Origin of the sequence: Neolewinella litorea, assembly GCF_004803465.1 — a bacterium.
GTDB lineage: Bacteria > Bacteroidota > Bacteroidia > Chitinophagales > Saprospiraceae > Neolewinella > Neolewinella litorea.
This window is the reverse complement of record NZ_SRSF01000001.1, coordinates 914,446-928,347: the sequence shown is the minus strand read 5'-3', so window position 1 is coordinate 928,347 and position 13,902 is coordinate 914,446. Positions and strand designations below refer to the sequence as shown.

The window sequence follows — 13,902 nt, the reverse complement described above, 5'->3', positions numbered from 1 at the left end:
GGAAGGTTGCAGTAGTTGTCGGACTTGGCCAGCGCGTTTTGCGGCTGGCGGCCGGTGAGCAGTATCGGTTGCGGGCAATACCGTGCTGGGCGGCGGTGCGCAGGTGCCGCATACTTCTATACCGCAAAGGGCGGTGGTTATTTACCTTTGGTCCATGACGTTTCTCCCCCGACCAAACTTTCCTATGCACGCGACCCGTGGCCTGCTCGTTTCCTGTACCCTGGTCCTGACGCTTTTGTACGGTTGTGCCGACCAGACTACCACGGCGGAAAACGAGGGGTCTGCCATACTAATGGTGTATAACGCCGACATCTGGGCCGGGCAGGGACTGGATCGCGCTACGGCCCTGTTGGTCGGTACCGACGGCACCATCATCGACATCGGGTCCGATACGTCGGCGTGGAGCGAACGGGTGGGCCCATCAACGCGCCGACTCGACGCCGGAGGGAACTTCCTCATGCCCGGATTTATCGAGGGGCATGCCCACTTTAGCGGACTGGGCAGCAGTCTGCGCAACCTGAATTTCCTCCGCTCCCGCAGCTGGGATGAGATCCTGGCCATGGTGGAGGAGCGTGCCCGCGAAACGCCGGAAGGCGTCTGGGTAACGGGACGCGGGTGGCACCAGGAAAAGTGGGACAAGCCACACGATCACAGCATTGGCGGTTATCCCATTCACGACGAGCTCAGCCGGCTCACGCCCGACCACCCGGTGGTGCTGCGCCACGCCAGCGGCCACGCCCTCTTCGCTAATGACAAGGCCATGGAGCTCGCAGGGGTGAGCCGGGAAACGCCCGATCCCCGCGGCGGTCGCATCCTGCGTGACGAAGTCGGTGACCCCACCGGTGTATTCGAAGAACGCGCTATGGACCTGATCACCGACGCCTACCAGAATTACGTCCAAACTATGACACCTACCGAGCGCAAGGACGAATGGTTGGCCGGCATCCGTGCCGCACAGGATGAGGTGCTCAGCAACGGAATCACTTCCTTCCAGGACGCCGGCAGCACTTTTCGCGAGGTGGACTGGTACAAGGAACTCGATGCCGCTGACAGCCTGCGCCTCAGCCTGTGGGTGATGCTCCGGCACGATTACGACGAGATGGCCGGAAACATGGCAGGACTGCCGCACTACGGAGACCGCTTCGAGTGCTCCGCCATCAAGAGTGAACTCGACGGGGCCCTGGGAAGCTACGGTGCCTGGCTACTGGAACCGTACTTCGATAACCCCGGCTTCACCGGTCAAAACACCACCGAGGTAGCCACCGTAGACAGTATTGCCCAGCTGGCCGTGGCCAATAATATGCAACTCTGCGTGCACGCCATCGGCGACCGGGCCAATCGTGAAACCCTGGACCTGATGGCCAAATACGTTGGCGACGCGCAAGACAAGCGCTGGAGGATCGAGCACGCCCAGCACCTTCACCCCGACGACATTCCCCGTTTCGCGGAACTCGGCGTCATCGCTTCCATGCAAGGGATCCACTGCACCTCCGACGCGCTGTTCGCCGAAACCCGGTTGGGTACCGAACGCGCGCGTTCCGGAGCCTATCCGTGGCGCAGTCTGCTCGACGCCGGCGCCGTGGTCACCAACGGGACCGACGCCCCGGTGGAGGACGTCGATCCTATCGAGTCGTTCTACGCCACCGTTACCCGCAAACGCGCCGACGGAAAAGCCACCTTCTTCCCCGAGCAGTCCATGACCCGTGAGGAGGCACTACACAGCTACACCGCCGCACCGGCTTACGCTGCCTTCCAGGAAGACGAGCGCGGAACGCTCGTGCCGGGTCTGCAGGCCGATTTCGTGTTGCTGTCGAATAACCTCCTGGATTGCGACGAAGACCGGATCCTGGCCACCGAAGTCCTGGCCACGTACGTCGCCGGTGAACCGGCCTTTACCCAACAGTAAGGTTCTTGGTCGACCGCCGAAATTGGCCCTTGGTTCGTCGTTATTTTATCCGCTATTGGTCGTCACGGCGAAAACTATCGTAAGGCCGCAAGGTAATTTTGGGGCATGAAAAGTAGCATCTTTCTCCCCCTCCTGTTGGCCTTGTGCTTTCCCTTGAATGGCCTGTATGGCCAGCAGCATTTAACCCCTGACCAACGTATTTACGGCCTGGTTCAGTTCTGGACGGAAGTCAAATACAACTTCGCTTATTTCGACCACGTACCGGAGCTCGATTGGGACCACAAATTGCAGGAATACCTGCCCCGTGTACGCGCCGAGCAGTCTGATGCCGACTACTACCGCCTGCTGGAACGGCTCTGCGCCGAATTGCGCGACGGACACACCAACATCTACCCGCCCGCTTACGTAACCGAGCAGCGTGGTACGACACCGGTGCAGCTGAAGTACATTGAGGACCAGTTCGTAGTCGTCAACCTGGACAACCGGTACCGGGAGGTATTACCCCTGGGCAGTATCATCACCGGCGTGAACGGACAGCGCGTCACCGATTACGTGGCCGCTCGGATTTACCCTTACATTTCCGCCAGCGGCGACCACGTTCGCGGACTGATCGCTTCCTATTTGTTGCTGGGTGGTCCCGTGGATGAAGCCGTCGAGGTCGCTTATCTGTCTCCGGAAGGAGGAACTGGCCAGGCGACCCTCCACCGGCAACCGCAGCAGGCACCGGTAAGCTGGGTGCGGGACATGCCTCAACTCCGCCCAGCTTCCTTTCGCATGCTCGATGCGACCACCGGCTACCTGGCGCTGAATACCTTCATGCTGGATGAGGTTGTCGACAGTTTTGACCTGTACCGCCCCCTACTGGAAAAGTGCCAATCGCTGGTCATCGACCTGCGGGAAAACGGCGGCGGCAACTCCACCACGGGCTACGCGATCCTGGAACACTTTACCCGCAAGCCCCTGCTTACGTCCAAGTGGCGCACCCGCGAGCACCGTGCGGCCTACAAAGCCTGGGGTTACTGGCCCGCGCACGCCGATCCGCGGCCTACGGATGAAGGAGCTCAGGAGGTAATCCGTTACTACGAGGGAAACCAGTGGTTCGAATCTCCTCCGGATACTATTTACCCCGCCGAAGTGGTGTTTGACCTGCCGGTCATAGTGTTGGTAAGCCACCAAACCGGCTCGGCCGCGGAGGACTTCCTGGTGGCGGCCGATGCGCTTCCGCAGTTCACCTTTGTAGGGGAGCCCAGCTTTGGTAGTACGGGGCAGCCGCTGTTCGTCGATCTGCCGGGCGGCGGCCAGGCTCGCATCTGTACCAAGCGCGATACCTACCCCGACGGTCGTGAGTTCGTCGGCCCGGGGGTTCAGGTTGATGTAGCCGTGGCCCCCACCGTGGCCGACTACCTGGCCGGGAAGGATGTCGTTCTGGAAAGGGCCTTAACGCTTGTTAGGACCAGTCGCTAAGCCTCATCGGCCAGGATAGCCGTGGCGTAGTTGTCCCAGCTCATCTCGCGGGTAGTTTCTTTGATGTTCTCCCGCGGGATGGGCTGCTCGATCATCCGCTCGAGTTGGCGGGCCATGTCCGCGATGTTGTCCGGCTCGGCCAGGTAGCCGTTGTATCCGTCCCGGATCGTTTCCGGGAAGTGACCCACGCGGGTGGCCACGGCGGGTAGCTGGAAGTTGTAACTGATACTTTCTACGCCCGACGGGGTAGCGTAACTATAGAACAGTACTACCGCATCGCTGGCCTGAAAGTATTTGTGCACCTCCTCGTTGGCCACGAATTCGTTCTTCACCAACACCTTTTCCTGCAGCTGCAATTCTTCGATGAGTTCGAGCGGGCGGTAGTCGCGTTCGTCGTCGGCTTTCTTGAGGAACAGCTTCTTGGCCATGCCGAAAGTGGCGTTCTTCAGTTTGGTGCTGAGCTTATCGGTCTGGAGCGTATCCCAGAAAGATTCGCCGCAGATGATCAGGCTCACGTCGTCCCGCCGGCGGGCCAGCTCAGCGAAGGCACGAATCACGTTGTGTAAGCCCTTGTACTTCCGGATGAAGCCGAAGAACAGAAACACGTGCTCCCGCAAGCCATGCTGCTGCCGGAAGGCCCGGGCGTCGAAATCAGCGCGCGGGGCAAAGAGGTCATAGATCGGGTGGTAGAGCTTGATTACCGGAGTGGTTCCCGGCACCCGCGTCCGCGCCCCGCTCTCGGTTACCTCAAGTTGGCGGGTAGGCAGCAGTTCGCGCAGCTCATCTACCGTTTTGTAGGCGTGGGCAATGAAGGTATTGGCCGGTGAAATTCCGTAGCGGGTAAAGCGCCGGTCGAGCTTGCTGTTTTCCTTCTGGATCACGAAGTGGAGGTCGAAGATCACCTCGATCTCGCGGTGCTGCCGCAGTTTCCGTGCAATGAAACCCATCGGCAGTCCCTGGATGGCGATGGCCCACTGGAAGATCACCTTGTCGGGCTGCAGGTCACGGATCTTGCGGTAAGTCTCCAGCCAACTCAGAGGGTTATTGTAATTGGTCAGGTAATGCACCTTCACGTCGGTGCCTTCCAACAGGTCTACCTTGCTGGTCTTATCCACGAACTCGCGGGGAATGATCGCGGGGTACTGCTGCGTCCAGCTGACGATGTGTACCTCGCAGTCGCCCCGGCGGTCGAGGGCCTTGGCCAAAGACGTGTTGTAATTGGAGATGCCGCCTTTGAATTTGGGGCCGGGACCGAAGCAGATTATTTTCAATTTTTCAAGGGGTAAAGGGGTCAAGGAGTCAATTCCGATCATGTGTCCCTCGCTTTGCTCGGGGGTTTTGAGTCATAGGGTTGTCTGGTCGTCAAGAATGCAATTTCCCCTCGCGTCTCTCAGGGTATAGGATTTAAAGTTTCTTTTTTCGGTAGGAGCTTCTGGCTTTGCTCATGATTTTGCTGATCTCACGCCATTCCCGTCCGAGCGGAATTAGTGCATCTTTGTTAACCCCAAGGTTAGATTCGTAGAGGATTTCCAACCAGAATACGGTTTCATCGGCTTCCTCGACCACGATTGACATTTTAGCGAAGAATTCCCGGCCGGATCTGGCCAAACAGGCCGCCCGGTAGTTTGCCGCGGTCGAGGTAGCGGAGCGGATGAGTTGCCGGCTTACTTCCCGCATAGCAATCGACGGGCGGTCCGTTTCAAGAAAGTTGATGATCGCGACCGCCGCAGCTTTGGTACGCCCTCTCAGGGTATGGATGAAATTGATTCGTTCGGTGGAATTACCGCCATAAGGGCTATCCGAATCTTGTAATACAAAGGATTCCTCCGGTTCCGGCAGGTAATTATCGCCCAGGTCCATATGACAAGAATTTCAAGCAGTCGCCAAAGGTAAGCGGCAGGGACGATACGCCTGGTTCGCGTCCATACTGGCACAGCCAGTAAGCCAGCAAATTGCACCTATCAAAAGACGTCAAATCAATTAATACTGAAGACGACCGCGGGCTAATACCCCAGCAAAGCGAGGGCAAGTGGTAGCCATTGACCCATTGACCCCTTAACACAGTAACTCCTTACCCCTTCTGCGCCTCCAAAACCCGCCGCATCCCCTCCCGTACCGAGATTTTGGCCCTCCAGCCCATGGCGTGAACGTGGTCCATATTGGAGTAGCGGCTGAAGACGCCTACCGGTTTGTCGAGCAGTTGCTTGATTTCGGGCTGATACCCTTCAATGTCGCACATCGTGTGGATGATGTCGATGAAGGACAGCAGTTCGCCGCGGCCGATGTTGATGGCCGATCCGTCGGTGACCCGGTCCATGGCGAAGAAGATGCAGTCGAGCACGTCGTCGATGTGGACAAAGTCGCGGCCCTGCCGGCCCGTTCCCCACACTTCCACCGGATCCTCGCGGCGCGCGATGCGGGCGGCAATGGCCGGAATGGGGTAGGACAGGTCCTGGTCTTCCCCGTAGCCCGAGAAGGGACGGATACAGGTAACCTTGAGGTTGTAATGCTCGGCGGCCGTCTTGGCCAGAAATTCACCCGTGAGTTTGGACCAGCCGTAGGTCATGTCCGGCTCCCCCATTTTCTTGAAATTAATGTCCGACTCCGCCAGGGCGATGGCGTCGCCTTCGGTCTGTAAGTCGATGGGGTAGGCTGCGGAACTGGAGGGGTACAGCGTCCTGTCCGGGCGGTGACGGGTGACCCAGTAGAAGAATTCCGCGTCAATACTGAGGTCCAGGGCCACCTTCATGGGGTCGCCTTCGATGGTGGATCGCCCGCCGACGATGGCGGCGAAATGGAACACGTCGCTGAATCGCCTGAAGTCGGAAGCGTAGTGGTCGCGGATATAGTCCTCATCGTCAATGATGTCCCGCAAAAACTTTCGAAAATCCTGCTTCAGGAACAGCAGCCGCTCGTCGGAGCCGAAAATTTCCAGTTCTCCTTCCTGACGGACGCGCTCGACGTCGAGCCACGTGCTCGGGTGGGTACCCACGCTCAGGTTGTCGACGAAGATAATTTTGTCGGTGGTCGTCCGGTATAACCGCTTGACCATATTGCGGCCAACAAAGCCGCAACCGCCAGAAACGAGGTGAAAATTCAAAGCGGTAGCAATTTAAGGGTGAGGGTAGTGTAGGGCGTTCCCAGAAACATACCGTCGCCGGACGCAGCGGGTATTGCCGCGATCCGGCGACGGAAGAACTACAGGTTAAAGGAGATGCCCTGGGCCAGCGGCAATTCGGTGGAGTAGTTGATGGTGTTCGTCTGCCGGCGCATGTACACTTTCCAGGCATCGGAGCCCGATTCGCGCCCGCCGCCGGTTTCTTTTTCACCGCCGAATGCCCCTCCGATCTCGGCTCCGCTGGTGCCGATGTTGACGTTGGCGATGCCGCAGTCGCTGCCGGTAGGACTGAGGAAGCGTTCGCTTTCGCGCAGGTTGGTGGTCATGATGGCCGAGGAAAGTCCCTGCGGCACACTATTCTGGATCTCGATGGCCTCATCGAGGTCGCGGTACTTCATCAGGTAAAGAATCGGTGCGAAGGTTTCCTGCTGCGCCATCTCGCTGTCGGGCTCTACCTCCGCGATGCAGGGTTTGACGTAGCAGTTCGAACCCAGGCCGTCGATGCGGCCACCCTCGACCACCATCTTGCCGCCTTCGTTCTTGATACCCTCGATGGCCTGGAGGTAGGTTTCAACGGATTGCTCGTCGATGAGCGGGCCGACGTGGTTCTTTTCATCCAGGGGGTCGCCGATCTTCAGTTGTCCGTAGGCTTTCGCCAGTTTGTCGCGTACCTCTTCATAGCGGCTCTCGTGAATGATCAGGCGGCGGGTGCTGGTACAGCGCTGGCCGCAGGTACCCACGGCGCCGAACAGGGCACCGGTGAGCACGAGATCCATGTCCGCGGATGGGGTGATGATGATGGCGTTGTTGCCACCCAGTTCAAGCAACGATTTACCCAGGCGCGCGGCTACGGTCTGCGCCACGGCCTTACCCATGCGGGTAGATCCGGTAGCGGAGATCAGGGGGATCCGCTTGTCCTGCGTCATGAGTTCACCGATGGTATAGTCGCCGTTGACCAGGTTGGAGATTCCCTCCGGTAGGTCGTTGTCGGCGGCTACCTTGGCCCAGATATTCTGGCAGGCAACGCCACACAGGGGAGCCTTTTCACTTGGTTTCCAGACGACCACGTCACCACACACTAGGGCGATCATGGCATTCCAGCTCCACACGGCCACGGGGAAGTTGAACGCGGAGATCACCCCGACGATGCCCAGGGGGTGGTACTGCTCATACATCCGGTGCAGGGGCCGCTCGGAATGCATGGTCAGGCCGTGCAGCTGACGGCTAAGCCCGACCGCAAAGTCGCAGATGTCGATCATCTCCTGAACTTCGCCCCAGCCTTCCTGCAGGCTTTTTCCCATTTCGTAGCTGACGAGTCGGCCGAGGGCGTCCTTGTGTTCGCGCAGGGCCTCACCATACTGCCGTACGATCTCACCGCGCCGCGGGGCGGGCACGGTACGCCAGTGCCGAAAGGCCTCCGTTGCCTGGTTAATCACCGCCTCGTATTGCTCGGGCGTCGTAATGCTGACCCGTCCGATCTGGGCTCCATCTACTGGCGAATGGCTGCTGATGTGGGCCTCGGTGTTGTGGTGGCCTTGCCGGCCGGTGCTGGTTCCGTCGTTGTCGGCTTCAAGGCCGAGTTCCTGGATAAAATCTGTATTCATGATCGCTTATGGTTAGGGCCAGCAAAGGTAGTAAGGCTGGACGGGAGTATCTGGGAATAGCCACCTTAGATCGCCCGGTGGCAGGGGGCGGGGCAACTTAGTCGAACAGCTGGCGGGTGAAAAGGGAACAAGTAAAATGCCGGTCTCACACTTTTTTTCCCCGGTTGCTTTTCAAAGCGACAAGGGCACCTTACATTTGCGTCGCTTTAGCAATGACGGCTATCGAACCTGATAAGGGAGAAGGGCCGTCAGCACAATACCCGGAGACGTGGGTGAGTGGCTGAAACCACCGGTTTGCTAAATCGACGTACCCTAACAGGGTACCGCGGGTTCGAATCCCGCCGTCTCCGCCACGGGGCATAGCGCAGTCCGGTTAGCGTGCCTGCTTTGGGAGCAGGAGGCCCCAGGTTCGAATCCTGGTGCCCCGACTGGGAAACAACAAGGGCCCATCGCCGAACGGCGGTGGGCCCTTCGTGCGTCAGCGCGGTAGCAGTGGAGACTGAGCCGATCGGCTGTAACGGCCGTCCGTGGCGGTAAGCAATACCCGATACTGAAGGTGGTTGGGCGGCATGGCAAGTTTCAGTACGGGGCCTTCCTCCTTAAGCATCTTCAGCGCAATGGGATTCTGGAAGGTATCCAGTTTCACCAGGCTCCATTCAAAAGTATATTTCTCGAGGGCCAGGCTGTCGGCCGGTACCCAGCCCTTCTCGTCAAGCACCATGGCGCGGTAGTGGTAGATGCCACCCACATAGGGCTGCAGCGCGGGGGGAAGGACGGCGATTTCGGGAATTTCTACGTCCTGGGCTTTATCGTCGTTCCAGTAATTCGCCACCGCCGTAAAGGTGGGGGTACGCCGGGCCCGGAAATCCAGCAGTCCGTCAAAGGTCAGTTTGGTGCGGCGCCACTCGTTCTGCCAGTTGTTGATCACCGTGTATTGGGACTCCTCGCTCTTCCTCAAATTGCGGAGCGGTTCGATCCCGATATCGCTGACTACCAGCCGACCTTTGTATTGCTCCGTAAGATGCCTTACCCGTTCCAGGGAAGTCAGACTGCCCACGATCAGGCCTACCGCGTCGGCGGGCCCCTTGAGCAGGTGGAAGTCTTCAATCACTCGCTCAACGCCGGGCGCGGCGAGTACGGAGATCATCACCGGATGCCGATCGTCCAGTTTCTTGATGTCCTGGATAAGGCCGCCCAACCAATTCAGGTAAGCGATGCGCTGGGCGTGGAGGTTCGGCTGTAGGTGGAGGTCAGCAAGGCGGGCCAGCAGGTCGTTGCCGAAACTGTAGTGCAGCAGGGTGCCACGGTCGCGGTTGTTGGCCACCTTCTCTAGTATTTGCTCCCGAAGCTCGGCCAACTCGAGCGTGTCGGACACGAAATCGTGGGTTTCCGGGATCCAGAAATTCATTATAACGTCCAGTCCGTATTCCTGCGAAATAGTAAAAAGGTTGTGGGCGTAGATTCCCGGATTGGTGATCCGGATGGTGTTGATGCCTGCTTCGCGCATCAGACTGAAATCGTGTTCCAGATTGGCGCGGGAAGGAACGTACTGGTGCGTACTCCAGCCTTCGCCTTTCTTGTACCCCACGGCCCGCACCGGTCGGTCGGGCAGGGCAAGGTAGGTGGAGGCGGCAGGTGGGGCCCAGCATTCAGCCTCCCGGATGGACACGAAGTTCGCGGCTGTTTCGGGGTTGAAGAGCAAGGCCGGATCGGCGGTCCAATCCAGTACATCGCCCGGATAGTCCGCGCCCTGGGGAATGTTCCTGTCAAAGGCGCTGTTGAAGGCGACAATGGCCCTGATTTCGGGGTGATCTTCCAGAATGCTTCGCCGCGCCGCTACCAGCCAGTCCCGCTTTTCGGCGGGCGTCCCAAGCGTACCGAACTCCGCCAGGATAACATCTTCCCCGGGCAGATCCTCCATCGCCGCAGCGAAGGGAGCATAGAGGTCGGTGAAGGAGTTTGACTGCGGACCGCCCTCCAGAGGGCCATAGTTCAGGTTTGTCAGTCCCACGAAATCCACGTAGGCCTCTCCGGGATAGTACTCCTGCATAGCCTTGGGCTTCCAGGGGTTCCAGACCCAGCGGACGTTCTTGGCGCCCGCTTGCTGGAACAGGTTATGAACGTGTCGCCAGGCAGCCACGAAGTCTTCCGGTTGGTTATTGCCGCGGGGCGACCAGGGGTAGTCGGGATTGTCAAACTCATGGGCGAAGCGCAGGTAGACCGGCTTCTCCAGCCTGGCTACCCGCCCCGCAAAAGCGTTGATGTAATCGTCGAATCGTCCGTTGGCAATGTAGGAGAGGGCTTGCTCTTCCCGGGCAAGAGCTGCCATGCTGTCGCTACCGGGAAAGTGGCTGACCCAGGGTTCCCAGGTGATCAGGGGGGTGGAGCCCCGTTCAACAATATCCTGCAGGTGTTGCATTTCCGCCTCCGGATCTGCACTGCCACTCCAGGGGATGTAGCTGGAAATGATGTCGGTATGCGTCAGTAAGCGGTCTTCCAGTTCCGTCACCCGCTCGAGGGAGGTTAATCCCGTAGGTCCCGCCGGATAAAAGATACCCAGGAGCGGAGTAGTGGAAAGCTCAACGGTGGTGGGAACGGACTCAATCATAGCAAATCCCTGTCGGTCGTATATAGACATCAGGGTCAGGGCGGAAACCAGTACCCCGACCAGCAGCAGGGGAGCGAGTTTTCGCACGGTAAGGGTCATGGTATCCAGCGCCCAGAGCAGCTGGCGTTTGGCGTGCCGACCAAGGGTGCGCGCCGGGGCCGGCAACCGCTCCCTCAGATTCCCGGTCTCGTTAGTGACGGCAAAGGCAAGATAAACGCTGAAGAACATGAAAGCGGCGTTCAGCAGCGCAAATCCGGCCATGATGATGGAGAAAGGCGTAAAGTCCCGCGGTAAGCCATACGCGATCGCGCCAAGCGAAAGTACGCCGATGGCCAGGTTCGGCAGCAACAGCGAGAAATGGGTTACGTCCTCTCCTTCTTTGGGGGTGGGCAAGTAGGGTACCTTCTTATCAAAGATTGTATACACGAACCCGAGGGTGAAGATCCACCAGGTGATGATCTCCAGGATTCCCCCGACGATATGGAACCCGCGTTCATCGTCCGAAATCAACCACTTCTGGATGTAGAAACGCAGAATGAAGGAGGTGAAAAGCACGGGGCCGATGATGATCAGGAAGTAGACAAAGTTGCCCGTCCACGGAGCCTCGGAAAGCACCAGTGATAAAATAGGAATGAAGAAACCGATGAGGTAAATCACCCCGGCCAGGTAGTGCACCGGCAACAGCGCGTAGTGGAGTCGTTGCCTCCACGTCAATTTGGAGAAGATGCGGGGGTAGACCTTGACGAACAGGTCGAAGGTGCCCCTGGACCACTTCAGCTGTTGCTTGAAGTAGGCAGTAATGGTAGCGGGTACGAGCCCCTTGGCCAGGATGCGGGGCACGTATACCGACTTCCAGCCCTCCCGGTACAGGAGCATAGCGGTGTGCATATCTTCCGCCAGGCCCGGTGCGTGGCCACCGATGCTGTCGAGGGCCTTGCGGCGGAAGGTACAGTTGGCACCGATGGCATTGACCGTCCCGTAGGCATTCATGGTCATCATCATCGGCCCGTAGAAGTGGAAGGTCTGCTGGGCCGAACCCTTGGCTACTACGGTGTCAAACTTATTGTAGTAGGCCTGTACCGTTTGTACGAAGCCGATGGACTCATCCTGAAAGTGGGGTACGATGTGATCGAGGAAATCCGGTTGCGGGACGTGATCGGGATCCAGCACCAGACAAATCTCCCCCGTAGCCTGCCGCAGCGCGTTGTTGATGTTGCCGGCTTTGGCGTCTACGCGGACGGTGCGGGTCACGTGCACGATGCCCATCTCGGCGCACAGTTCCTTAAGGTAAGGATCATTGGCCTCGTCGCACAGGTAAGTGGTGTGCGGGTACGTGATGTTCTGTATCGCCGTCAGGGTATTGACGATCATGTCGTACGGTTCCCCTGGGAAGTAGGTGGTGAGGATATCCACCGTGAAATGCCGTTTCAGTTCTGGCGTCTCCGGAACCGTAATGGAGGCGTAGTAATACCACAGGGTAAGGTCGCGGATCAATCCGTAGGCAAGTACAATACAAAGCAGGGTAAACAGCAGCGGGTGGCCGAAATACTGGGGCTGAAAGAAGAAGTAGCTAAAATTGAGAATGCACAACAATCCCGTGACGATCAGCAACCGTATGATGATCTGTTCGCCTTCGGTAGGGTTCCGGACTACGGGGTCATTTAGCATGTGCAGGGGAAAGTACGTAAAAGGGAATGTTGGCCGTAGCAAAGTATCCGGCAGTGTCCATCACCTGGTATAAGATGCGGTAAGGACCGGGAGCGAGCGGAGCCTGGAAAGTTGCCTCTGTTAAGCTAGTCGATTTAAATAGGCCGGGCAAGGCCTCCGGGCCGGCGCCTACCTCTCCGCGCCCCAGCCAGTCTTCGGCCCGGATTTCCCATCTCACCGTGAGGTTGCCAACCGGTTCAGTAAGGTAGCGCACGGTCGCCGTCGCCTCCGCGCCGGGGGTGAGGAAGATGTTGTCCCGGGCACCCATTTCATTCAGCAACAGGTATTCTACGCGCGGACCGGGAAACGGTAACTGACGCCCTTGCCATATGTTGCCCAGCGCAAAGGCCATCTCGCTCACGGCACCCTCCGGGCTCAGCAGACTGAACCAGGTGGGGGTGCGCTCGTACTTCTGGCCCCAGTAAAACACAAGATCGCCCAGCATACGGTCCGACTCGGGATCGGCCAAATCACGCCGGTAGCGTTCCGCCAGATGAGTGGCTTTGGTAGGACTGGGAGATTCAATGGGGGCTCCCCACAGGGTATTTTCAGCTTCCCACGGACCGTTGAAGCTCCATTCCGAGATCAGGTACGGTCCACGCCAGATTGGGGTGAGGTACTTTTTCAGTTGGTCGAAATTCGACAGGTTGCCGAAAATGTTCAGCGACAGAAAATCCACGTCGGGGCCCGTCAGGCTTATTTTCAATTTGAGCAGCTGATGGGGGATGACCCCGGTACTGATGGGGTGGTTGGGATCGTGTTCGCGTACGGCCCGCGCCAGGGCATTGTAGCGCTTCATGTAGGCGCGGTCGTATCCCTCGGTGAAGACCTCATTGCCCAGCATCCAGAACAGTAGGGCGGGATGGTCCCGGAACCGATCCACCACCGCAAGTACGGAATCCGTAAGTCCCGGCTGGGAAAGTCCGACATAATCCTCCCCCCGGTAATATGCGGGCAGGGGAATATCCGCCACGACTGCCAGTCCCAATGTTTCGGCCTGCTCGAGGGTCGCTTCCAGTTTGGCGGGGTCGTATACCCTTACGGTATTCCCCCCCAGTTCTTTTAGTAAAGGCAAGTGATTGGCACCGGCTCCCCCCTTCACTACGAAGGGTTGTCCGTTTCGCACCAGGTGGTAGCCCGTAGAATCGGCGTAATCTACATGGACGGTTCCGGTAGAACGCTCCGCAGTTGGTGTACAGGAGGAATGGATAAATAGCAGCAGCAAGCAACTGGCTGCGGATAGAAGTGGGTACAGTGGACCCATAGCATTGGTGGGTGTTACTAGCGGTTGTGAGCCGGGTACAGCGTCAGTGGTGTTCTAAAATAACGTTAACAAAGCATCGAGCAGGTATTGAGTTGTATAATTGATTGCCCCGGGTGAGTATAGTTACTACCAACCGCCGGATTTTTGGTCTTTATTTTACACGGAATCGGGTGAATTGCCGAAATATCATTGAGGCTACGCATCAGGCGGCGCTCAATCGGAGTCGCAAGG

At 58.4% G+C, this 13,902-nt stretch carries 8 protein-coding genes and 2 tRNA genes; 4 read left to right on the top strand and 6 right to left on the bottom strand.

Annotation, left to right across the window (positions count from 1 at the left end; all coding sequences use genetic code 11):
- Positions 1–184 precede the first annotated feature (184 nt).
- Both E4021_RS03830 and E4021_RS03825 read left to right on the top strand, forming a co-directional pair.
- Positions 185–1,906, top strand: coding sequence for an amidohydrolase (locus E4021_RS03830; RefSeq protein WP_136456577.1), 1,722 nt, complete (start codon positions 185–187; stop codon positions 1,904–1,906).
- Between the two features lie 105 nt (positions 1,907–2,011).
- Positions 2,012–3,370 carry a S41 family peptidase gene (locus E4021_RS03825; protein ID WP_136456576.1) on the top strand — a complete coding sequence of 453 codons (1,359 nt, stop codon included), beginning with the start codon at positions 2,012–2,014 and terminating at the stop codon, positions 3,368–3,370.
- Here the strand turns inward: E4021_RS03825 and E4021_RS03820 are convergent.
- The 4 genes from E4021_RS03820 to amaB all read right to left on the bottom strand — a co-directional run bounded on the left by E4021_RS03820 (position 3,367) and on the right by amaB (position 8,092).
- On the bottom strand, positions 3,367–4,641 hold the full coding sequence (locus E4021_RS03820; protein WP_168797457.1) for a glycosyltransferase: 1,275 nt from the start codon (positions 4,639–4,641) through the stop codon (positions 3,367–3,369). The two genes, E4021_RS03825 and E4021_RS03820, sit on opposite strands and share 4 nt — an antisense overlap.
- A 133-nt stretch (positions 4,642–4,774) precedes the next feature.
- Entirely contained in the window at positions 4,775–5,230 is a 456-nt protein-coding gene (locus E4021_RS03815; protein WP_136456574.1) for a four helix bundle protein, read from the bottom strand.
- A gap of 211 nt (positions 5,231–5,441) precedes the next feature.
- Positions 5,442–6,470 carry an NAD-dependent epimerase/dehydratase family protein gene (locus tag E4021_RS03810; RefSeq protein ID WP_136456573.1) on the bottom strand — a complete coding sequence of 343 codons (1,029 nt, stop codon included), beginning with the start codon at positions 6,468–6,470 and terminating at the stop codon, positions 5,442–5,444.
- 98 nt (positions 6,471–6,568) lie between these two features.
- Positions 6,569–8,092 carry an L-piperidine-6-carboxylate dehydrogenase gene (gene amaB / locus E4021_RS03805; protein ID WP_136456572.1) on the bottom strand — a complete coding sequence of 508 codons (1,524 nt, stop codon included), beginning with the start codon at positions 8,090–8,092 and terminating at the stop codon, positions 6,569–6,571.
- Between the two features lie 262 nt (positions 8,093–8,354).
- Between amaB and E4021_RS03800 the strand changes: the two genes are divergently transcribed.
- Positions 8,355–8,445, top strand: a tRNA-Ser gene (locus tag E4021_RS03800).
- A tRNA-Pro gene (locus E4021_RS03795) sits at positions 8,446–8,520 on the top strand.
- A gap of 50 nt (positions 8,521–8,570) precedes the next feature.
- Here the strand turns inward: E4021_RS03795 and E4021_RS03790 are convergent.
- A complete protein-coding gene (locus tag E4021_RS03790; RefSeq protein WP_136456571.1) occupies positions 8,571–12,368 on the bottom strand; it encodes a glycosyltransferase in 3,798 nt (1,265 codons plus the stop codon).
- Positions 12,358–13,671, bottom strand: coding sequence for a glycoside hydrolase family 2 TIM barrel-domain containing protein (locus E4021_RS03785; protein ID WP_136456570.1), 1,314 nt, complete (start codon positions 13,669–13,671; stop codon positions 12,358–12,360). The genes E4021_RS03790 and E4021_RS03785 overlap by 11 nt, the downstream gene beginning before the upstream one ends.
- Between the last annotated feature and the right edge of the window lie 231 nt (positions 13,672–13,902).

Coding starts and splice junctions, on each gene's coding strand:
- E4021_RS03830 (WP_136456577.1), top strand. CDS start 185: ATGCACGCGACCCGTGGCCTGCTCGTTTCCTGTACCCTGGTCCTGACG.
- E4021_RS03825 (WP_136456576.1), top strand. CDS start 2,012: ATGAAAAGTAGCATCTTTCTCCCCCTCCTGTTGGCCTTGTGCTTTCCC.
- E4021_RS03815 (WP_136456574.1), bottom strand. CDS start 5,230: ATGGACCTGGGCGATAATTACCTGCCGGAACCGGAGGAATCCTTTGTA.
- amaB (WP_136456572.1), bottom strand. CDS start 8,092: ATGAATACAGATTTTATCCAGGAACTCGGCCTTGAAGCCGACAACGAC.
- E4021_RS03790 (WP_136456571.1), bottom strand. CDS start 12,368: ATGCTAAATGACCCCGTAGTCCGGAACCCTACCGAAGGCGAACAGATC.
- E4021_RS03785 (WP_136456570.1), bottom strand. CDS start 13,671: ATGGGTCCACTGTACCCACTTCTATCCGCAGCCAGTTGCTTGCTGCTG.